The organism is Roseateles sp. (assembly GCF_965229315.1).
Classification (GTDB): Bacteria; Pseudomonadota; Gammaproteobacteria; order Burkholderiales; family Burkholderiaceae_C; genus Pelomonas.
In genome coordinates this window covers 816,208-836,194 of sequence record NZ_CBDDJA010000002.1, presented here as the reverse complement: position 1 = coordinate 836,194, position 19,987 = coordinate 816,208, and the positions used below count along the sequence as shown (strand labels likewise).

Below are 19,987 nucleotides of genomic sequence, written 5' to 3'. Positions count from 1 at the left end.
GGCTGTGTCCGCCTTGCGCCGCCGGCCTCAGTGCACGCGGTAACGCGCACCAAGACCCGCGGCTTCAGTCGCTCACAGGTCTTCCGAGCCCAGCAGCATCTCCGAAATGCCCTTGCCCGCCTTGACCATGGGCCAGACGTTCTCGGTCGGATCGGTGCGGATGTCCAGGAACACGGTGCGGTCGGTGAGGCGCATCGCTTCCTTCAGCGCCGGTTCCACGTCGCTGGGCTTCTCGACCAGGATGCCCACATGACCATAGGCCTCGGCGAGCTTCACGAAGTCGGGCAGCGCGTCCATGTAGCTGTGCGAGTAGCGGCCGCCATAGTCCAGCTGCTGCCACTGGCGCACCATGCCGAGGTAGCGGTTGTTCAGCGAGACGATCTTGACCGGCGTCTTGTACTGGAAGCAGGTCGACAGCTCCTGGATGCACATCTGGATGCTGCCCTCGCCGGTGATGCAGAACACGTCCGAATCCGGCTTGGCGAGCTTGATGCCCATCGCGTAGGGCAGGCCCACGCCCATGGTGCCCAGACCGCCGGAATTGATCCAGCGGCGCGGCTCGTCGAACTTGTAGTACTGCGCGGCCCACATCTGGTGCTGGCCGACGTCGCTGGTGATGTAGGTGTCGCGGCCGCGCGTGAGCTTCCACAGCGTGTCTACCACCATCTGCGGCTTGATGACCTCGTCCGAGCCCTTGTAGGCCAGGCAGTCGCGGCTGCGCCATTCGTTGATCTGGTTCCACCACGCGTTGAGGGCGCCCGCATCCGGCCGAGCCTGCGCATCCTTGATCTGCACGATCAGTTCCTGCAGCACGTCCTTCACGTCGCCGACGATGGGGATGTCCACGCGCACGCGCTTGGAGATCGACGACGGGTCGATGTCCACGTGGATGATCTTGCGCTCGACAGAGCCGAAGTGCTTGGGGTTGCCGATGACGCGGTCGTCGAAGCGTGCCCCCACGGCCAGCAGAACATCGCAGTTCTGCATGGTCATGTTGGCCTCGTAGGTGCCGTGCATGCCCAGCATGCCCAGGAAGCGCGGGTCGGTGCCGGGCATCGCGCCCAGGCCCATCAGCGTGTTGGTGCAGGGGAAGCCGAGCAAGTCGACCAACTGGCGCAGTTCCGCGGTGGCCTCGCCGAGGATGACCCCGCCGCCGGTGTAGATGTAAGGCCGCTTGGCCTGCAGCAGCAACTGCACGGCCTTGCGGATCTGGCCGCTGTGGCCCTTCTTGACCGGGTTGTACGAGCGCATCTCGATGCGCTCGGGGTAGCTGAACGTGGTCTTGGCCAGCGACACGTCCTTGGGAATGTCCACGACGACCGGGCCGGGGCGACCGGTACGGGCGATGTGGAAGGCCTTCTTCAGCGTCACGGCCAGGTCGCGCACGTCCTTCACGAGGAAGTTGTGCTTGACGATGGGCCGCGTGATGCCGACGGTGTCGCACTCCTGGAACGCGTCCAGGCCGATGGCCGGCGTGGGGACCTGTCCCGTGATGATGACCATCGGGATGGAGTCCATGTACGCGGTCGCGATGCCGGTGATGGCATTCGTCACACCCGGGCCGGACGTGACCAGCGCAACGCCCACCTCGCCGCTCGCGCGGGCGAAGCCGTCGGCGGCATGCACGGCGGCCTGCTCATGGCGCACCAGCACGTGCTGGATGCTGTCCTGCTTGTAGAGCGCGTCGTAGATGTAGAGCACCGCGCCGCCGGGGTAACCCCAGAGATGGCACACCCCTTCGGCCTGCAGGCAGCGAACTAGGATCTCGGAGCCGTTGAGCTCCGCGGTGGAATTGGGGGGAGTAGAGGAAGTCGGCTGCGCCAGGGCGGCGCGCTTGATTTCCGCGGCAGACATGTCCATTTTCAGAACCTCAGTGAATTTCTCTGACGAAAAACCATCGGTGCTCCTCCTTGCGCCCTCGTGAGGCGAACTCGGAACCTGCGCGGTCAACAGATGGGGCCCCAGTCGGGCGGCCACCGAAGGACCAGATGACGCGTTAAGCGAAACCGCATTATGCCGGCCAGAATCGCGCAAGCCTTCGTATGAGACGAATGCAGTTGCCGATGCGATAATTTCTGTTGCTGTCCGGATAGCCTCAAGCCTTGGCCACCGATAAAGAACTCAACGATTTCCTGCGCAACGTGGACCGCCGTGCCTTCAAACGCACGGCCTACGTCGTTCGCGATGACGATGCCGCCTTGGACATCGTGCAGGACGCCATGATCAAGCTGGCCGAGAACTATTTCGACCGCCCTGCCGCCGAGCTGCCGCTGTTGTTTCAGCGCATCCTGTCCAACGCGACGATGGACTATTTCCGGCGGCAGAAGACGCGCAACGCGGTCATGACCAACATGTCCGACTTCGAGGGGAACTCGTCGGATGAGGATTTCGACCTGCTGGAAGTCCTCGAATCCCAGGAAGGCGCCCTGGGTGCGCTGAGCGCCGCCGACGAGGTCAGCCGGGCGCAGATCTTGCAGCGAATCGAAGCGGAAGTAGAACAGCTGCCGGCCCGTCAACGGGAAGCCTTCCTGCTGCGTTACTGGGAGGAACTGGATGTTGCAGAGACCGCCGCCGTGATGGGCTGCTCCGAGGGCAGCGTGAAAACGCATTGCTCCCGAGCCGTTCACGCATTGGCAAAGTCTCTTAAGGCCAAGGGGATCACGCTATGAAGTCGCCGCAAAATCTTTCCGCCCTGCCCGCTGACCTGGACGCTCGCGTGACGCGATTCGGCCAGCAGATTGCTGCCGGCCTCACGGAACGCAGCGCAGCGTTGCCGCACGACGTGACGGAGCGCCTGCGCTTTGCCCGTGAGCAGGCGCTCACCCGCGCGACCCAGGCACGCGCTGCCCGCACCGCCACTGCGCCCGCCAGCCCTGCCGTGGTGCAGGTGGGTTCGACGCTGGCGCTGGCCGGCGGCACGCGCGGCCAGATGGGCGGCCCCGGCATGGGTGGCAAGGAGGGTGGGCTGTGGGCCAAGCTCGTCTCCGCGCTGCCGTTGCTGGCCCTGATCGCCGGTCTGCTGCTGATGCAGCAAAGCCAGATCCACGAGCAACTCGTGGCCGCCGCCGAAGTGGACACGGCCCTGCTGAGCGACAACCTGCCGCCCGCCGCATTCAGCGACCCGGGTTTCGCGGAGTTCCTGCAAGATGGGCAAGAATGACCGCATGATCTGGGCAAATACGCCACTCACTCCGCCACACCGTTTGCTGATTGCCCTGCTGCTCAGCGCAGTGGGGCTTTCTGCTTTTGGGCAAACCATTGCCGATGCCGCGTCGGCGCCGCAGGCCGCCGCGAGCGTCACTCCTGCGCCCAAGCCCAAACCAAAGCCGCTGGTCGCGACATCTTCTGCCGCGACTCCGCTGCCGTCCGCGCTGGCTTCCGCGCCGACCTGGCGAGAGCTGACGCCCAGCCAACGCCGGCTGCTGGCACCGCTGGAAGATGACTGGAAGGAACTTAGCCCGTCGCAACGCAGCAAGTGGGTCAATGCCGCGCCCATGCTCGCGACATTGCCCGAGCCGGAACTGTCCCGCCTGCATGAACGCATGCGCGGCTGGTCCAAGATGTCGCCGGCCGAGCGCCGGGACGCGCGCGTGGCATTCCAGATCGCCAAGCAGGTCGACGCCGAGCAGCGCCAGGCCAAGTGGGAGGCCTACCAGGCATTGCCCGCGGAACGGCGCCAGGAACTGGCCGACAAGGCCGCCGCGCGTCGCAAGGCGCAGGCCGCCGCATCGGGGCACAGCGCCAAGATGCTGTCGGCACAGGCCAAGTCCAACACGGTACCCGACGCACCCAAGCTCGTGGCGCCCACGCCGGTGACGGGCAGCCTGCTGCAGGCCAAGCCCGGCGCCAGCACCGTCCTGATCACACGGGCGACGCTGCGCCCCAGCTACCAGGCCGCCGGCAAGGCCAAGGTCGTGGCCGATCCGTCGCTGGTGGACGCCCGCACGCTGCTGCCCAAGTCGCTGAAGGCGCCCTCCGCGTCCGAACCGCAACGATGACGGTGCAGGCGGACACGGGCGCCGCGCCCGCGGGCCTGGCGCGGCGCCTTGCGGCCTTCCTGTACGAAGGCGTGCTGCTGTTCGGCGTCATCTTCTTCACCGGGTTCCTCTACTCGGTGCTGACACGCCAGCAGCACGCCATGCAGGGCCGCACCGGCCTGGGCGTGTTCCTGTTCATCGTGCTCGGCGTCTACTTCGTCGGTTTCTGGACCCACTCGGGCCAGACGCTGGCCATGAAGACCTGGCATCTGCGCGTGGTGGATGCCGCCGGCCAGCCGCTGCACGCCAGCCGTGCGCTCGTTCGCTACCTGCTGGGCTGGCTGTGGTTCCTGCCTGCCCTGGTCAGCGTCTGGGCGCTGGAACTTCACGGCGGCGGCGCCATTTTCGGCAGCCTCCTCGCGGGCATGCTGGCCTATCTGCTGATCGCGCGGCTGCACCCGCAGCGGCAATTCCTGCACGATACGATCAGCGGCTCGCGCATCGTCACCCAGCTTCCTCGGCGTTCATGAGCAATCCGCACAAGGGCCGCACGGGCCTGGATCGAATCCTTCACGCCACCGGCTACTCCTGGGCAGGCCTGAAAGCCGCCTACACCGGTGAAAGCGCCTTCCGCCAGGAGACCTGGCTGGTCATCGTGGCCACACCGCTGGCCTTCTTGCTGGGCCGCGACTGGGTGCAGGTCGCGCTGCTGCTGGGTTCGCTGCTGATCGTCCTCATCGTCGAGTTGCTGAACTCCGCCATCGAGGCCGCCATCGACCGCGTGTCGTTCGAGATGCACGACCTGTCCAAGCGCTCCAAGGACATCGCCAGCGCCGCGGTGCTGCTGTCGCTGCTGCTGGCCGCCGGCATCTGGGGCGCCGCCGCCTGGCAGCACCTGCGCTGAGGCGCTGCGTTCAGACGGCGGCTTCGTCCGTCTCGCCGGTGCGGATGCGGATGACCTGCTCCACGGGCACGACGAAGATCTTGCCGTCGCCGATCTTGCCGGTCTTGGCCGCCTTCAGGATGGCGTCGATGCAGCGGTCCACCTCGTCGTCCTTCACGACCACCTCGACCTTGACCTTGGGCAGGAAGTCCACGACGTACTCCGCGCCGCGATAGAGCTCGGTGTGGCCCTTCTGGCGGCCGAAGCCCTTGACCTCGGTGACCGTCAGGCCCGACGCGCCCACCTCGGCCAGCGCCTCGCGCACTTCGTCGAGCTTGAAGGGTTTGATGATGGCGGTGATCTGCTTCATGACGGGCTCCGGTTGTCGGGTCCGAGTTTACGCACGGAACCTGGAGGTGATCGGGTAACGCCAATCACGCCCGAAACCCCGGTGGGTGATGCGGATGCCCACCGGCGCCTGGCGGCGCTTGTACTCGTTGACCTTGATCAGCCGGGTCACGCGCTCGACGTCCTCGGGCTTGAAACCGGCGGCCACGATGTCGGCGATGGACTCGTCCTGCTCCATGTAGCGGGCCAGGATGGCGTCCAGCACCGGGTAAGGCGGCAGGCTGTCCTCGTCCTTCTGGTCGGGGCGCAGTTCCGCCGAGGGCGGGCGCGTGATGATGCGGTCCGGGATGATCTCGGGCCCTTGCGCGTTGCGCCAGCGCGCGAGGCGAAAGACCAGCGTCTTGGCCACGTCCTTGATGACGGCAAAGCCGCCGGCCATGTCCCCGTACAGCGTGCAGTAGCCGGTCGCCATCTCGCTCTTGTTGCCCGTCGTCAGCACGATGCTGCCGAACTTGTTGGACAGCGCCATCAGCAGCGTGCCGCGGATGCGCGCTTGGATGTTCTCCTCGGTCGCGTCAAGCGGCAGGTCCTTGAACTCGTCGGCCAGCGCCGCGTTGAAGGCATCGAACATCGGCACGATGGACTTCTCGTCGTAGCGCACGCCCAGACGCTCGGCCATGTCGCGCGCGTCGATCCAGGAGATGTCGGCCGTGTAAGGCGACGGCATCATCACGGCGCGCACCTTGTCGGCGCCCAGCGCATCGACGGCGATGGCCAGCACCAACGCCGAGTCGATGCCGCCGGACAGGCCCAGGATCGCACCGGGGAAGCCGTTCTTGCCCAGGTAGTCGCGCACACCGGTGACCAGGGCCTGCCAGACCTGCGCCTCCATCTCGGGCTCGGGCACGATCCGGCCGGCCAGGCGCCGGGTCGACGGGTCCAGCTCGACGACGACCAGCGCCTCCTCGAACATCGCCGCGCGGACGGCCAGCGTGCCGTCGGCCTGCATGGCGAAGGACGCGCCGTCGAACACCATCTCGTCCTGCCCGCCCACGACGTGGGCGTACAGCAGCGGCAAGCCGGTGGCACGTGCGCGCTCGGCCATGCGCGCCTCGCGCTCCGCCACCTTGCCCACGTGGAACGGCGACGCGTTGATGACGCACAACGCCTGTGCGCCTGCGGCCTTGGCGGCGGCCGCGGGCTCGTCGAACCAGGCGTCCTCGCAGATCAGCAGGCCGACCTTGAGGCCGCGCACATCGAAGACGACGGGCAGCAGGCCGGCGTCGCGGCCCGAGTAGAAGTAGCGGCGCTCGTCGAACACCTGGTAGTTGGGCAGCTCGCGCTTGACGTAGGTCTGCAGCACGCGCCCGCCGGCCAGTACCGAGGCAGCATTCAGGCAGGGCGGCAGCGACCAGCTGCGCTCGCGCATCACGCCGTCCTCACGCGCCGTCGGGTGGCCCACCACCACCTGCAGACCGGGCAGGTCGGCCAGCTCGGCGGCGATGCGCTCCAGCTGCTCGTCGCAGCCGGCCAGGAAGGCCGGGCGCAGCAGCAAATCTTCCGGGGGGTAGCCGCACAGCGCCAGCTCGGGCGTCACCAGCAGATCAACCCCAGCCGAGTGCGCCGTGCGCGCTTGCGCAATGATGCGGTCCGCATTGCCCGCCAGGTCGCCAACGATGACGTTGATCTGGGCCAGGGCGATCTTCAAGGGCGAGGACATGGGCGACAGCAATTCAGCGAACGAGAACAGCATTGTCATTCGGGTCGACGACTCGCCCGCGGCGCTGCCCGATGGCCCGTGGGACGCGCTGCTCGCCGCTCAGGCCCGGCCCACGCCCTTCATGCGCCTGGCCTACCTGCGCGCGCTGCACGCCAGCGGCAGCGCCGTGGCCGGGACGGGCTGGCAGCCGCAATTCGTGTCGCTGTGGCGCGGCGACGAACTGCTGGCCGCCTGCCCGGCCTACCTGAAGGCGCACAGCTACGGCGAATACGTGTTCGACTGGGCCTGGGCCGACGCCTACCACCGCCACGGCTTGAGCTACTACCCCAAGCTGCTGGTCGCCGTGCCGTTCACGCCGGTGCCGGGCAGCCGGCTGCTGGCGGTGGACGACGACGCACGCGCGCTGCTCGCGCAGGCGCTGCGGGCGCTGGCGAAGGAGACCGACGCGTCGTCGCTGCATGTGCTGTTCGGCGACGACGCCGACCAGGCTGCGCTCGCCCAGGCGGGCTGCACGGCGCGCCACGGCTTGCAGTTCCACTGGACGGCCCAGGGTGACGCCGACTTCGCCGCCTTCCTGGCACGGCTGCACCGCGACAAGCGCAAGAAGATCCAGCAGGAGCAGCGCCGCGTGCGCGAGGCAGGCGTCGTCTTCGAGGCCCGTGCAGGGACAGAGATGACCGGCGAGGACTGGGACTTCTTCTACCGCTGCTACCAGCAGACCTACCGCGAGCACCACAGCACGCCTTACCTGAAGCGCGATTTCTTCGCGCGCATGGCAGTGGAGATGCCGGCGCATTGGCTGATGTTCACCGCACGCCGCGGGGGTGAGCGCGTCGCCATGTCGCTGATCGCGCTCGACCCTTCTCGCCGCGCCGCCTTCGGCCGCTACTGGGGCGCGGTGGAGCACATCCCCCACCTGCACTTCGACGCTTGCTACTACCAGCCGCTGGCCTGGTGCATCGCTCACGGCTACCGGCGCTTCGAGGGCGGTGCGCAGGGTGAACACAAGATGGCACGCGGGCTGATGCCCACGCCGACGGCCTCCAGCCACTGGCTGGCCCACCCGTCGTTCGCGGACGCGGTCGATGAGTTCCTGGCCCGCGAGGGCGAGGCGATGAGTGGCTACATCGACGAACTCAAAGAGCATGCGCCGTTCAAACGACCAGTCGCAGCGGATGCGGCAGCGCAAACAAAAGACGTCGCTGATGCGGCAGCACAAACAAAAGACTCTGCGGATGCGGCAACACAAACAAAAGACGCCGCGGATGCGGCGTCTTGAACCGGGACAGCGGCGGCTTCAGGCCTTGTTGTAGTTGGCCAGGCCTTCGGTGATCTCGGACTTGGCCTTCTCCGGGCCTTCCCAGCCCTTGACCTTGACCCACTTGCCCTTCTCCAGGTCCTTGTAGTGCTCGAAGAAATGCTGGATCGCGGCCAGGCGCGCCGGGTTCACGTCTTCGATCTTCTGCCAGTGGTCGTACATCGGCAGGATCTTGCTGGTAGGCACGGCGAGCAGCTTGGCGTCGCCGCCGGCCTCGTCGTCCATCATCAGCACGCCGAGCGGCCGGCAGGTCACGACGACGCCGGGCGTCAGCGCGAACGGGGTGATGACCAGCACGTCGACCGGGTCGCCGTCGTCCGCCAGCGTGCGGGGGATGTAGCCGTAGTTGCACGGGTAGTACATCGGTGTGGTCAGGAAGCGGTCCACGAACAGCGCGCCACTGTCCTTGTCCACCTCGTACTTGATCGGGTCGGCGTTCATCGGGATCTCGATGATCACGTTGAACTCGTCGGGCGCCTTGGCGCCGGGGGTCACGTTGTGCAGGCTCATGGTCGTCGTGTTTTAGGAGCTAAGGAAAACCCGCATTCTAGATTTGCTGGTAAACGCTCAACCGCCCGCCCTGACCGGCCCGTAAGCTCCGACGCGCGACGCCCGGCGCAACCCGCGCGGGACACATGACAGCACAGCTACACAGGAGACTCATTCATGTCGACGGAAATGGCGCTGTATTTCGCGCTGGCTTGCGGCCTCGCGGCCGTTCTCTATGGCTTCATCCAACGAAGCTGGATCTTGAGTCAAGACCCCGGCAACGCCCGCATGCAGGAGATCGCCGCGGCGATCCAGCAGGGTGCCGCTGCCTACCTCGGCCGGCAGTACCGCACCATCGCGGTGGTCGGTGTCGTGCTGGCCATCGCCATCGCGGTGTCGGGCCTGGGCACGACGACGGCCATCGGCTTCGTCGTGGGCGCAGTGCTGTCGGGCATCTGCGGCTTCATCGGCATGAACATCTCGGTGCGCGCCAACGTCCGCACCGCGCAGGCGGCCACGAAAGGCATAGGCCCCGCGCTGGACGTGGCCTTCAAGGGCGGCGCCATCACCGGCATGCTGGTGGTGGGCCTGGGCCTGCTGGGCGTGGGCGGCTTTTATCTCGCCATCGGTGGCGGGCATGACAGCACGGCGCTCAAGCCCATGCTGGGCCTGGCCTTCGGCTCGTCGCTGATCTCGATCTTTGCGCGCCTGGGCGGCGGCATCTTCACCAAGGGCGCCGACGTGGGCGCCGACCTGGTCGGCAAGGTGGAAGCCGGCATCCCCGAGGACGACCCGCGCAACCCGGCCGTGATCGCCGACAACGTGGGCGACAACGTGGGCGACTGCGCCGGCATGGCGGCCGACCTGTTCGAGACCTACGCGGTCACGCTGATCGCCGCGATGGCGCTGGGCGCGCTGATGATCACCGGCACGAGCGCCCTGGCCGGCGTGGTCTACCCGCTGGCGCTGGGCGGCGTGTCCATCATCGCCTCCATCATCGGCTGCTACTTCGTCAAGGCCAGCCCCGGCATGAAGAACGTGATGCCGGCGCTGTACAAGGGCCTCATCGTGGCCGGCGTGCTGAGCCTGATCGCCTTCTTCTTCGTGACCAGGGCGATGTTCCCGGGGCCCATCGAGCTGACCGCCGGTGGCACGACGACCGCGATGGCGCTGTTCGGCGCCTGCACGGTCGGCCTGGTGCTGACGGCCGCGATGGTGTGGATCACCGAGTACTACACCGGCACGCAGTACCACCCCGTACAGCACGTGGCGCAGGCGTCCACGACCGGCCACGGCACCAACGTCATCGCGGGCCTGGGGGTGTCGATGAAGTCCACCGCGTTCCCGGTGCTCTTCATTTGCGCGGCCATCTACGCAGCTTATGAGTTGGCCGGCCTGTACGGCATCGCCGTGGCGGCGACCTCCATGCTCAGCATGGCCGGCATCGTCGTCGCGTTGGACGCCTACGGCCCCATCACGGACAACGCCGGCGGCATCGCCGAAATGGCGGAACTGCCCGCCAGCGTGCGCGACGTCACCGACCCGCTGGACGCGGTGGGCAACACCACCAAGGCCGTCACCAAGGGCTATGCCATTGGCTCCGCCGGCCTGGCCGCGCTGGTGCTGTTTGCGGACTACACGCATGCACTGGAAGCACGCGGCATGCACGTCAGCTTCGACCTGTCGGACCACAAGGTCATCCTCGGGCTCTTCCTCGGCGGCCTCATCCCCTACCTGTTCGGCGCGATGGCAATGGAGGCCGTGGGGCGGGCAGCGGGGGCCGTCGTCGTGGAGGTGCGCAAGCAGTTCGCCGATGGCGCCATCATGGCGGGCCAACGCAAGCCGGACTACAGCGCCGCGGTCGACATGCTGACCACCGCCGCGATCAAGGAAATGATCGTGCCGTCGCTGCTGCCTGTGGCAGCGCCCATCATCGTGGGATTGGTGCTCGGCCCGGCGGCGCTGGGCGGTCTGCTCATGGGCACCATCGTGACCGGTCTCTTCGTCGGCATTTCGATGTGCACCGGCGGCGGCGCCTGGGACAACGCCAAGAAGCTGATCGAAGAAGGCTTCACCGACGACAAGGGCGTGCTGCACAAGAAGGGCTCGGAGGCGCACAAGGCCGCCGTCACCGGCGACACCGTGGGCGACCCCTACAAGGACACCGCCGGCCCGGCCGTGAACCCGCTGATCAAGATCATCAACATCGTGGCGCTGCTCATCGTGCCGCTGTTGCCGATGACAGCGGGCAGCAGGGCACCCGGGCCCGTGGCGGCCCCGGCGCTGGTGGCGAGCGAGCCCGCCCCGGCGGCGGCGCCTGCCGCGAGCCTGGTCGAGATGCCGGCCTCCGCCGCATCGCAGTAGTCGCCCGAAAGCCCGGTGTAACGGCCCGCAAATCTCCGGTTTGCGGGCCGTTTCCCTGTCGGCCAGACGGCAGAATCTGACGCCATGGCAGGCATGGCGATCACCCAGCACGAACTGACGCGACGGCGCGAGCAGTTGCACGACCTGCAGCGCTACCTCGCCGTGCTGGAAGCCGACCACGACGGCGCCCGTGCCAAGCTGCTGGGCTTTCGGCACCGCTATCTTGAAGCGCTGGGGCCGTTGATGCGCGAGCTCGACGAGCTCGAAGCCCAGCTCCATCAGGCCACCCTGCTGCTGCACGACGCCCTCCAGCGCCAGGGCCTGGACACCCCCAGGCCGACACCTGCCCGCGCGAAACCCTGGCCCGACATCGCCGCGCTGCCCGACGCCGTGCCACTGCCGCCCGAGCCCACGGGCCCCATGACCGACCTGCCGCCACCCAGCCTGAAGACGCTGTACCGGCGCGCGGCCATGCGCTTTCACCCGGACCTGGCGCCGCAAGGCCCGGAGCGCGACGTCTGCGAGCAACGCATGATGGCCGTCAACGACGCCTACGCCAGCGGCGACCGGCGAAAGCTCGAAACGCTGCTGTTGGCAGCGGGCGAACTGCCCGAGAAGGTCATCGGCGGCCCCGCTGACGCAGTGCGTGCCTGGCTGGGCTTGTGCGAGCACCTCGTGCAGGGGCGCATCCGCGTCGTGCAGGCGCAGATGGTCTGGCTGCAAAGCCTGCAGATGCACGCACTGCGCATCGCCATCGAACGCGCAGAAGCGGGGGGCATGCGCCCCCTGGACATCATGGCCGCGCGGCTGCGCTCACAGATCGCCGAGCGGCGCCAGGAGCTCTACATCGGCGAGCGGGTGGGCAGCGACGCCAGTCTGGCAGCGGACTTCCTGCGCAAGCGCTACCTGCGCGCGGCCGGGCGGTAGGCCCGGGCAGGCGCCGGAAGCCGAAGCGCGACAGCCTGGTGACAGCGATCTGGCGTCTTCAGCAGCGGTGAACGGCGCGCGGCACGCGCACCAAAAAGCGCCCCGAACAGGGAAATTCAGGGGATACCCTTGGAGATTTCGTCCAAACTGGTGCCACCTCCAGCGGGACCCCTAACTTGGCGACGATTTGGCAACCTTCATTCAGGGGGTGGGTGCGGTAACCCATGGTGCGAGCCAAGCCTCGCTCCATTACATTGATTCCGGCCTTGTCGATTCCAGCCAACCGAAGCAGGCCAGCGTTGGCGTCTTGAGGAGGAAATTGTCATGAAACTCCGTGCATTCGCATCGGCTGCGGCCATCGTCCTGTCCTATGCCGTGGCCTCGCTGGCCCACGCTGTGTCGTTCCAGGTCATCTCCGGCAGCACCACCGGCGCGCCCACCTTCAATCGCGCCGTGGAGGATTTCTCCGCCCTGAGCGGGGTTGGCACGGCCAACCCGTACACGGCCTACACCTTCACGGTGTCGCTCAGCGGCGACTACATCTTCAACACGACGGCGGCGTTCGATTCGTTCGTCTTCCTGTATCAAGGCAGCTTCAACCCGGCCGATGCCACATCCAACGGCGTGATTGCCAATGACGACCTGATCTTCGGCAACAGTTTCTACGCGTCCGGCTTTGAAGTCGCCTTGACCGCTGGCACGACCTACATCTACGTGGTCACCGGTTTTGACCTGCCCGATGCCGGCGCCTACAGCACGACCATTGCCGGCCCGAGCATCACAACGGCGGTACCCGAAGTGCAGACGTACCTGCTGATGGCCCTGGGCCTCGCAGGCTTGGCTGTGGTGCGCCGCCGCCAGTTCGGCCAGCGCTGACCGGCCGTCAGCCGTCTCACGTGCAAACGGCGCCTTGCGGCGCCGTTTTCTTTTGGCGTCCAGGACGCGACGCCCCCGGCCTACACCTCCAGCCATTCCTTGCGGACGTAGGCATTGCCGCGCAGCTCGGCCGGCGTGCCCTCAAAGACGATGCGGCCATGGCCCATCACGTAGCAGCGCTCGGAAATCTCCAGCGCGATGGCCAGCTTCTGCTCCACCAGCAGCACCGCGATGCCGCGGTTCTTCAGCTCCTTGAGGTACTCGGCCACCAGCTCGACGATCTTGGGCGCCAGGCCCTCGGTCGGCTCGTCGATCATGATGAGGTCGGGGTCGCCCATCAGCGTGCGGCACAGCGTCAGCATCTGCTGCTCGCCGCCAGACAGCACGCCCGCCTCGGTGTGCTGGCGTTCCTGCAGGCGCGGGAACATGCGGTACATGTCCTCGAAGCTCCAGCGCGGCTTCTTGTTCTTCGTCTTCTCGCCCAGCATCAGGTTCTGGTGCACCGTGAGCTTGGGGAAGATGTCGCGGTTCTCGGGCACGTAGCCCAGGCCCAGGTGCGCGATCTCGTAGGCCTTGCGGCCCACCAGCTCGACGTCGCCGAACCTGACCGAGCCCTTGGCGTCGACCTGCCCCATGATGGTCTTGACCATCGTCGAGCGGCCCGCGCCGTTGCGGCCCAGCAGGCTGACGATCTCGCCAGGGTTCACCTGCAGGCTGACGCCGTGCAGCACGTGGCTCTTGCCATAGAAGGCGTGGACGTTGTCCAGTTTCAGTTCACGTCCGCTGCTCATGCTGCCGCCGCTTGCGTTTCGGCCAGGACCGAGCCGAGGTAGGCCTCCTGCACGCGCGGATTCGCCCGCACGGCGTCCGGCGTGTCGAAGGCGATGACCTCGCCGTAGACCAGCACGGCGATCTTGTCGGCCAGGCCGAACACGACGCCCATGTCGTGCTCCACGGTCAGCAGCGTCTTGCCCACGGTCACGTCGCGAATGAGCTGGATGAAGCGCTTGGTCTCGCTCTTGCTCATGCCGGCCGTGGGTTCGTCCAGCAGGATGACGCTGGAGCCGCCCGCGATGGTGATGCCGATCTCCAGCGCCCGCGCCTCGGCGTAGGTGAGGTTCATGGCCAGCACGTCGCGCTTCTTGTCGAGCTTGATCATCTCCAGGATCTGCTCGCTGCGCTCGTTGGCATCATCCAGGTCGGCGAGGAACTTCCAGAATGCATAGCGGTGGCCCAGGCTCCACAGCACGGCGCAGCGGATGTTCTCGAACACCGACAGCCGCGTGAACAGGTTGGACACCTGGAAGCTGCGCGACAGGCCCTGGCGGTTGATCTCGTAGGGCTTCTTGCCGTCGATGCGCTTGCCGTGCAGGTGAATCTCGCCGGACGTGGGCGCGAAGCGGCCGCTGATCAGGTTGAACAGCGTGCTTTTTCCCGCGCCGTTGGGGCCGATGATGGCGACACGTTCGCCGGCCTGCACGGCCAGCTTGGCGCCGCGGATGATTTCGCTCTTGCCGAAACTCTTGCGCACGTCGCGCAGCTCGAGGGCATGGGTGCTGCTCACAGCGCTTCCCTCCGCTTGATTTCCTTCTCGATGTCTTCCTGGATCTCGCCCCACTCGTTCACGTAGTGGCGGCGCACCAGCTCGAACAGCGCCACGCCGACGACGACCAGCAGGCCGGCGCCGAACCAGGCGTCCAGCCCCGCGCTGTTGAGCGTGGCGCCCATGAAGCGCAGCTGCGGCCCCAGCGCCTCGTTGAGCTGGCGGTGGTACAGCATCTCGATCATGGTCGCCGCGCCCACCAGCGCCACCAGCGCGGTGCCGGCCAGCGCGAGGTAGGACGTCCAGATCGCCTTGAGCCGGCCGAACGCGGCGACGCGCAGGTTCATCAGGATGAGGCTGGCAAAGCCCCCCGGCGCATACATGACCATGAACAGGAAGATCAGGCCCAGGTAGAGCAGCCAGGCCTTGGTCAGCTCCGCCAGCATCACGCCGCAGAACACCATCAGCACGGCGCCGATGATGGGACCGAAGAAGAAGGTCGCGCCGCCGAGGAACGTGAACAGCAGGTAGGCGCCGGAGCGCGCCGCGTGCAGCGCATCGCTGCCGTTGACGATCTCGGTGTTGATGGCGCCCAGGCCGCCGGCGATGCCGGCAAAGAAGCCCGAGATCGTGAAGGCCATGAAGCGCACCCAGTGCGTGTCGTAGCCCACGAACTCGACACGCTCGGGGTTGTCGCGCACCGCGTTGAGCATGCGGCCCAGCGGCGTGCGCGTCAGCGCGAACATGGCGGCCGTGCAGATGAAGCAGTAGACGGCCGCGAGGTAGTAGACCTGGATCTGCGGCCCGAACGTGATGCCCATGACCGGCTGGCCGATGACGCGGTTGCTGGACACACCGCCCTCGCCGCCCGAGAACTCGGGCAGCATCAGCGCCAGCGCGTAGACCAGTTCGCCGATGCCCAGCGTGATCATCGCGAACGGCGTGCCGGACTTCTTGGTGGAGATGTAGCCCAGCAATGCCGCGAAGACGAGGCCGGCCAGGCCGCCCACGAGCGGGATCAGGCTGACCGGGATGCCCAGCGTGCCCGCACCCGCCATGTTCAGCGTGTGGATGGCGAGGAAGGCGCCCATGCCGCTGTAGACGGCGTGGCCGAAGCTCAGCATGCCGCCCTGCCCCAGCAGGATGTTGTAGGCCAGGCAGGCGATGACGCCGATGCCCATCTGCGTGAGCATGGTCTGCGCGAGGCCGCTGGTCCAGATGCGCGGCGCGACGAGCAGGATCAGGGCGAACAAGCCCCAGATGACCCAGCGCCCGACGTTGTACGGCTTGAAATGGAATTCCTTGGACTTGCTCATCGGTTCAGTCTTCGCGCGTGCCCAGGAGGCCCTTGGGCCGGAAGATCAGGATCAGCACCATCAGCAAGTAAGGCAGGATGGGCGCCACCTCGGCCATCGTCAGGCGCAGCAGCGGGTAGCCCGGCGTGGCCTGCGTGACGGTGAAGCCCAGGTGGGTCAGGAAGGTGGCGAGCGAGCCGTTGATGGTCAGCGGCAGCGTCTGCAGCAGACCCACGACGATGGAACCGACGAAGGCGCCGGCCAGCGAGCCGATGCCGCCCACGACCACCACCACGAAGATGATGGCGCCGATGAAGGCCGCCATGTTGGGCTCGGTCACGAAGGTGATGCCGCCGATGACGCCGGCCAGCCCGGCCAGCGCGCAGCCGCTGCCGAACACCAGCATCAGCACGCGCGGCACGTTGTGGCCCAGCGCTTCGACCATCTCCGGGTGCGTCAGCGAAGCCTGGATGACCAAGCCCACGCGGGTGCGCGTCAGCAGCAGCCACAGCGCCAGCAGCATCAGCAGCGCCACCAGCATCATGAAGGCCTTGGTGGCCGGGAACGTCGAACAGCTCGCCGCGGCGCAGACGTCAGGCGGCGCCTTGCCCAGCATCAGCGACATGCCTTGCTGCGCGTGGGAGACGACGGTGAAGGCCGAGCCTTCCAGCAGTGCGGGCGGCGTGAACGGCACGGCCGTGCGACCCCAGACCAGTTGCACCAGCTCCAGCACCACGTACGACAGGCCGAACGTGATGAGCAGCTCCGGCACGTGGCCGAACTTGTGCACGCGCCGCAGCGCGATGCGCTCGAAGCCCGCGCCCATCAGCCCCACCGCCAGCGGCGCCAGCAGCAGCGCCAGCCAGAAGCCGACGATGCCGACCAGCGAGTAGGCGACGTAGGCACCCACCATGTAGAAGCTGGCGTGCGCGAAGTTCAGCACGCCCATCATGCTGAAGATCAGCGTGAGGCCGGAGCTGAGCATGAACAGCAGCAGGCCGGAGGACAGGCCGTTCAGCAGGTTGATGAAGACTTGATCCAAGTAGCTGATCCCGAGGGCGAACGTTGTAAAACAGGGGCAGCGGTTGGCTCAGATTGCGTAGCGAGCGGGTCGAGGTCGGGTTCGAGGCGAGCAGCCGTACTCCCGTACGGCGAGCACCACGAGCCCGAGATCGGCCCGCGCAGTAGCAAGATGGGCCGACCGCTCAGCCAGGCCTCTTCATCTGGCAGGAGGTGGGCGTGGACGAGACGTAGCTCTCGTACTGCTTCACCGGCGCCAGCGTCATGCCCGTGTTCTCGGGGCTGTAGGGGTACTTCGCATCGGCCTTCTGCCAGACCGAGATGTACAGCGCCTGCTGCAACTGGTGGTCGGACTTGCGCATCGTCACGTCGCCATTGAAGCTCTTGACGGTCAGGCCTTCCAGCGCCGCAGCGACCTTGACCGGGTCGGTGGACTTGGCATTGGCCATGGCCTGGCTCAGCATCAGGTAGATGTGGTCCACGCTCATGGTGTACATGTCGTCGTTGAACTTGGCCTTGAACTCGTTGGCCAGCTTCTGCGGCTCGCCGCCCATGTTGTAGTGGCTGTAGGCCACTTGGTAGACACGACCCGCGCCGCCGGTGCCCAGCGCCGTGGGCGTGCCGGTGACGCCGGTGTAGTAGGTGAAGAACTTGCCGTTGTAGCCGGCCTCGTTGGCGGCCTTCACGAGCAGCGCCAGGTCGGAACCCCAGTTGCCGGTGATGACCGTGTCGGCGCCACTGGCCTTGATCTTGGCGACGTAGGGCGCGAAGTCGCGCACCTGGGCCAGCGGGTGCAGGTCTTCGCCGACGACCTGCACGTCCGGGCGCTTGCGGGCCAGCATCTCCTTGGCGTACTTGGCCACCTGGTGGCCGTGCGCATAGTTCTGGTTCAGCAGGTAGACCTTCTTGACATCGGGCTGGTCCTTCATGAAGGTGGTCAGCGCTTCCATCTTCATGGACGTGTCGGCGTCGAAGCGGAAGTGCCAGTAGCTGCACTTGCTGTTCGTCAGGTCGGGGTCCACCGCCGAGTAGTTCAGGTAAATGATTTCCTTGCCGGGGTTGCGGTCGTTGTGCTTTTGCACGGCGTCGGCCAGCGCCAGCGCGACGCTGGAACCGTTGCCCTGCATGATGTAGCGGATGCCCTGGTCGGCCGCGGCCTTCAGCAGGTTCAGCGACTCGGCGGGGCTGAGCTTGTTGTCGAAGGTGACGACCTCGAACTTCACGCCGGCCGGGTTGCTCTTGTTGAACTTCTCGGCCAGGAACTGGAAGGTCTTGACCTGGTTCTGCCCCACCGGGCCCATCAGGCCGGACAGCGCGTCGATGTAGGCCAGCTTGACCGTCTCGCCCTTTTGAGCGTGTGCGGCGCCAGCGGCCAGCGCCAATGCCGCGGCTGCGGTCAGTGCTCGCAGGGGGAAACGGGCCGAGGTGAAATCGAACATGCTTGTCTCCAGGGGTGGTTGTAATGTGAACGAAAGTTAATCCAGCTCGCAGCGGCGGCGGTCCCGGGCTAACCCGGCACAAACCGCCTTTTACGCAGTGGGGAGCTTGTGGTCGGCCAGCTGTTCGCGCAGCTTGAGCTTCTGGATCTTGCCGGTGGCCGTGTGCGGAATCTCGGCCACGAAGACGACGTCATCGGGCACCTGCCACTTGGCGATGCGTCCGTCGTAAAACGCGATCAGCTCGTCGCGCGTGAGTTGGGCGTCCGGCTTCTTCACGACCACCAGCAGCGGCCGCTCGTCCCACTTCGGGTGCCGCGCCGCGATGACTGCAGCCTCGTGCACGGCGGGGTGGGCCATGGCGATGTTCTCCAGGTCGATGGAGCTGATCCACTCGCCGCCGGACTTGATGACGTCCTTGCTGCGGTCGGTGATCTGCATGAAGCCATCGGCGTCGATGGTCGCCACGTCGCCGGTGGGGAACCAGCCGGGCTCGCCATCCACGCTGACCAGCGGCGACGTGTCGTGGTTGAAGTACTGCGAGATGACCCAGTGGCCGCGCACGACCAGGTTGCCGGAGCTTTGGCCGTCCCACGGCAGCGAGCGGCCCTCGTCGTCGATGATGGCCATGTCCACGCCGTAGATGACGCGGCCCTGCTTCTCCAGCAGGCGCTGCTGCTGCTCATGCGGCAGGTCGAGCTGGCGGGTGGTGAGCTTGGACAGCGTACCCAGCGGCGACATCTCCGTCATGCCCCAGGCGTGGATGACCTCGATGCCGAAGTCTTCCTGCAGCGACTTCATCATCGCCGGCGGGCAGGCCGAGCCGCCGATGACGGTGCGCTTGAAGGTCGAGAACTTGAGGTGGTTGGCCTTCGCGTAGTTCAGCAGGCCCAGCCACACGGTGGGCACGCCGGCACTGAACGAGACCTTCTCGCCCTCGAACAGTTCGTACAGGCTCTTGCCGTCCAGGTGCGGTCCGGGCATGACGAGCTTGCAGCCGACGATGGCCGCCGTGTAGGGGATGCCCCAGGCATTGACGTGGAACATCGGCACGACCGGCAGCACGACGTCGCGGCTGCTGCAGTCCATCGCATCCGGCAGCGCGGCCGCATACGCGTGCAGCACCGTCGAGCGGTGGCTGTACACGGCGCCCTTGGGGTTGCCTGTGGTGCCGGACGTGTAGCAGATGCTCGATGCCGTGTTCTCGTCGAACTGCGGCCAGGTGTAGTGGCCGTCCTCCGCGTCCAGCAGTTCGTCGAAGCACAGCAGGTTGGGAATGGCCGTGCTCGCGGGCATGTGGGCGCGGCCCGTCATCAGCACGAAGTGCTGCACGGTGGTCAGCAGCGGCGCGATCTTCTCCACCAGCGGCAGGAAGGTCGCGTCGAAGCACAGCACCCGGTCGCGGGCGTCGTTGGCGATCCAGACGATCTGCTCGGGGAACAGTCGAGGGTTGATCGTGTGGCAGACCAGCTCGGAGCCGGAGGTGCCGTAGTAGATCTCGAGGTGGCGATAACCGTTCCAGGCGAGCGTCGCGACGAGGTCGCCGGGCTCGCAGCCCAGCCGTGCAAAGGCCTGCGCGGCCTGGCGCGAGCGGCGCGCGACGTCGCGCCAATTGCTGCGGTGCAGGTCGCCTTCGACCCGCTTGCTGACGATCTCGGTGTCGCCCGAATGCCGCTCGGCGTGCCTGAGCAACGACGAGATCAGCAACGGTTCCGCCATCATCCGGCCCATCAATCCCATGCTTGTCTCCTGCCGGTTTTATCGACCCAGTCTAGCCCGCGCTTTCCGCCG

Annotated in this window: 19 protein-coding genes; 9 read left to right on the top strand and 10 right to left on the bottom strand. The window is 66.8% G+C overall.

All coding sequences use genetic code 11. The annotated features are described in order from the left end of the window. Positions 1 to 72: 72 nt before the first annotated feature. A complete protein-coding gene (locus ACO07H_RS08650) occupies positions 73 to 1,860 on the bottom strand; it encodes an acetolactate synthase 3 catalytic subunit (protein ID WP_422013131.1) in 1,788 nt (595 codons plus the stop codon). A 242-nt stretch (positions 1,861 to 2,102) separates the two neighbouring features. Here ACO07H_RS08650 and ACO07H_RS08645 point away from each other — a divergent pair, with 242 nt between their 5' ends. From ACO07H_RS08645 to ACO07H_RS08625, 5 genes are read left to right on the top strand one after another with little or no spacing between them, the layout of a single operon-like run. Then, complete coding sequence (locus tag ACO07H_RS08645) at positions 2,103 to 2,669, top strand: RNA polymerase sigma factor (protein ID WP_422013129.1); 567 nt, start codon at positions 2,103 to 2,105, stop codon at positions 2,667 to 2,669. Then, positions 2,666 to 3,160: a DUF3619 family protein gene (locus tag ACO07H_RS08640; RefSeq protein WP_422013127.1), complete on the top strand. Its 495-nt coding sequence runs from the start codon at positions 2,666 to 2,668 to the stop codon at positions 3,158 to 3,160. The genes ACO07H_RS08645 and ACO07H_RS08640 overlap by 4 nt, the downstream gene beginning before the upstream one ends. After that, entirely contained in the window at positions 3,147 to 3,998 is an 852-nt protein-coding gene (locus tag ACO07H_RS08635) for a DUF3106 domain-containing protein (protein ID WP_422013125.1), read from the top strand. Before ACO07H_RS08640 ends, ACO07H_RS08635 begins: the two co-directional genes overlap by 14 nt. Continuing rightward, the gene (locus ACO07H_RS08630; protein WP_422013123.1) at positions 3,995 to 4,507 is read left to right on the top strand and encodes an RDD family protein; all 513 of its coding nucleotides are present in this window, start codon (positions 3,995 to 3,997) and stop codon (positions 4,505 to 4,507) included. The genes ACO07H_RS08635 and ACO07H_RS08630 overlap by 4 nt, the downstream gene beginning before the upstream one ends. After that, positions 4,504 to 4,881, top strand: coding sequence for a diacylglycerol kinase (locus ACO07H_RS08625; RefSeq protein ID WP_422013121.1), 378 nt, complete (start codon positions 4,504 to 4,506; stop codon positions 4,879 to 4,881). Before ACO07H_RS08630 ends, ACO07H_RS08625 begins: the two co-directional genes overlap by 4 nt. Before the next feature lie 10 nt (positions 4,882 to 4,891). On the opposite strand, the gene ACO07H_RS08620 is transcribed toward ACO07H_RS08625, so the two are convergent. Next, positions 4,892 to 5,230, bottom strand: a complete 339-nt coding sequence (locus tag ACO07H_RS08620) for a P-II family nitrogen regulator (RefSeq protein ID WP_268151514.1) — start codon at positions 5,228 to 5,230, stop codon at positions 4,892 to 4,894. A 27-nt stretch (positions 5,231 to 5,257) separates the two neighbouring features. Then, a complete protein-coding gene (locus ACO07H_RS08615) occupies positions 5,258 to 6,928 on the bottom strand; it encodes an NAD+ synthase (protein ID WP_422013118.1) in 1,671 nt (556 codons plus the stop codon). On the opposite strand from ACO07H_RS08615, the gene ACO07H_RS08610 reads away from it, so the two are divergent. Next, a complete protein-coding gene (locus tag ACO07H_RS08610) occupies positions 6,927 to 8,207 on the top strand; it encodes a GNAT family N-acetyltransferase (RefSeq protein ID WP_422018613.1) in 1,281 nt (426 codons plus the stop codon). The two genes, ACO07H_RS08615 and ACO07H_RS08610, sit on opposite strands and share 2 nt — an antisense overlap. Before the next feature lie 18 nt (positions 8,208 to 8,225). On the opposite strand, the gene ppa is transcribed toward ACO07H_RS08610, so the two are convergent. Then, a complete protein-coding gene (gene ppa, locus ACO07H_RS08605) occupies positions 8,226 to 8,756 on the bottom strand; it encodes an inorganic diphosphatase (protein ID WP_422013116.1) in 531 nt (176 codons plus the stop codon). A gap of 156 nt (positions 8,757 to 8,912) precedes the next feature. Between ppa and ACO07H_RS08600 the strand changes: the two genes are divergently transcribed. The 3 genes from ACO07H_RS08600 to ACO07H_RS08590 all read left to right on the top strand — a co-directional run bounded on the left by ACO07H_RS08600 (position 8,913) and on the right by ACO07H_RS08590 (position 12,902). Next, the gene (locus ACO07H_RS08600; RefSeq protein ID WP_422013114.1) at positions 8,913 to 11,099 is read left to right on the top strand and encodes a sodium-translocating pyrophosphatase; all 2,187 of its coding nucleotides are present in this window, start codon (positions 8,913 to 8,915) and stop codon (positions 11,097 to 11,099) included. A gap of 93 nt (positions 11,100 to 11,192) precedes the next feature. Beyond that, positions 11,193 to 12,026, top strand: a complete 834-nt coding sequence (locus ACO07H_RS08595) for a J domain-containing protein (RefSeq protein ID WP_422013112.1) — start codon at positions 11,193 to 11,195, stop codon at positions 12,024 to 12,026. A 324-nt stretch (positions 12,027 to 12,350) separates the two neighbouring features. Continuing rightward, complete coding sequence (locus ACO07H_RS08590; protein ID WP_422013110.1) at positions 12,351 to 12,902, top strand: hypothetical protein; 552 nt, start codon at positions 12,351 to 12,353, stop codon at positions 12,900 to 12,902. 80 nt (positions 12,903 to 12,982) lie between these two features. Here ACO07H_RS08590 and ACO07H_RS08585 read toward each other — a convergent pair whose 3' ends face one another. The 6 genes from ACO07H_RS08585 to ACO07H_RS08560 all read right to left on the bottom strand — a co-directional run bounded on the left by ACO07H_RS08585 (position 12,983) and on the right by ACO07H_RS08560 (position 19,936). Beyond that, positions 12,983 to 13,693: an ABC transporter ATP-binding protein gene (locus ACO07H_RS08585; RefSeq protein WP_422013108.1), complete on the bottom strand. Its 711-nt coding sequence runs from the start codon at positions 13,691 to 13,693 to the stop codon at positions 12,983 to 12,985. Further along, on the bottom strand, positions 13,690 to 14,466 hold the full coding sequence (locus ACO07H_RS08580) for an ABC transporter ATP-binding protein (protein WP_422013106.1): 777 nt from the start codon (positions 14,464 to 14,466) through the stop codon (positions 13,690 to 13,692). Before ACO07H_RS08580 ends, ACO07H_RS08585 begins: the two co-directional genes overlap by 4 nt. After that, positions 14,463 to 15,761 (bottom strand): branched-chain amino acid ABC transporter permease, encoded by a 1,299-nt coding sequence (locus tag ACO07H_RS08575; protein WP_422013104.1) that lies wholly within the window; start codon positions 15,759 to 15,761, stop codon positions 14,463 to 14,465. Before ACO07H_RS08575 ends, ACO07H_RS08580 begins: the two co-directional genes overlap by 4 nt. A gap of 4 nt (positions 15,762 to 15,765) precedes the next feature. Then, complete coding sequence (locus ACO07H_RS08570) at positions 15,766 to 16,725, bottom strand: branched-chain amino acid ABC transporter permease (RefSeq protein ID WP_422018612.1); 960 nt, start codon at positions 16,723 to 16,725, stop codon at positions 15,766 to 15,768. Positions 16,726 to 16,945: 220 nt separating this feature from the next. Then, positions 16,946 to 18,199, bottom strand: coding sequence for a branched-chain amino acid ABC transporter substrate-binding protein (locus ACO07H_RS08565; RefSeq protein WP_422013102.1), 1,254 nt, complete (start codon positions 18,197 to 18,199; stop codon positions 16,946 to 16,948). A gap of 90 nt (positions 18,200 to 18,289) precedes the next feature. Next, on the bottom strand, positions 18,290 to 19,936 hold the full coding sequence (locus ACO07H_RS08560; protein ID WP_422013100.1) for a 3-(methylthio)propionyl-CoA ligase: 1,647 nt from the start codon (positions 19,934 to 19,936) through the stop codon (positions 18,290 to 18,292). Between the last annotated feature and the right edge of the window lie 51 nt (positions 19,937 to 19,987).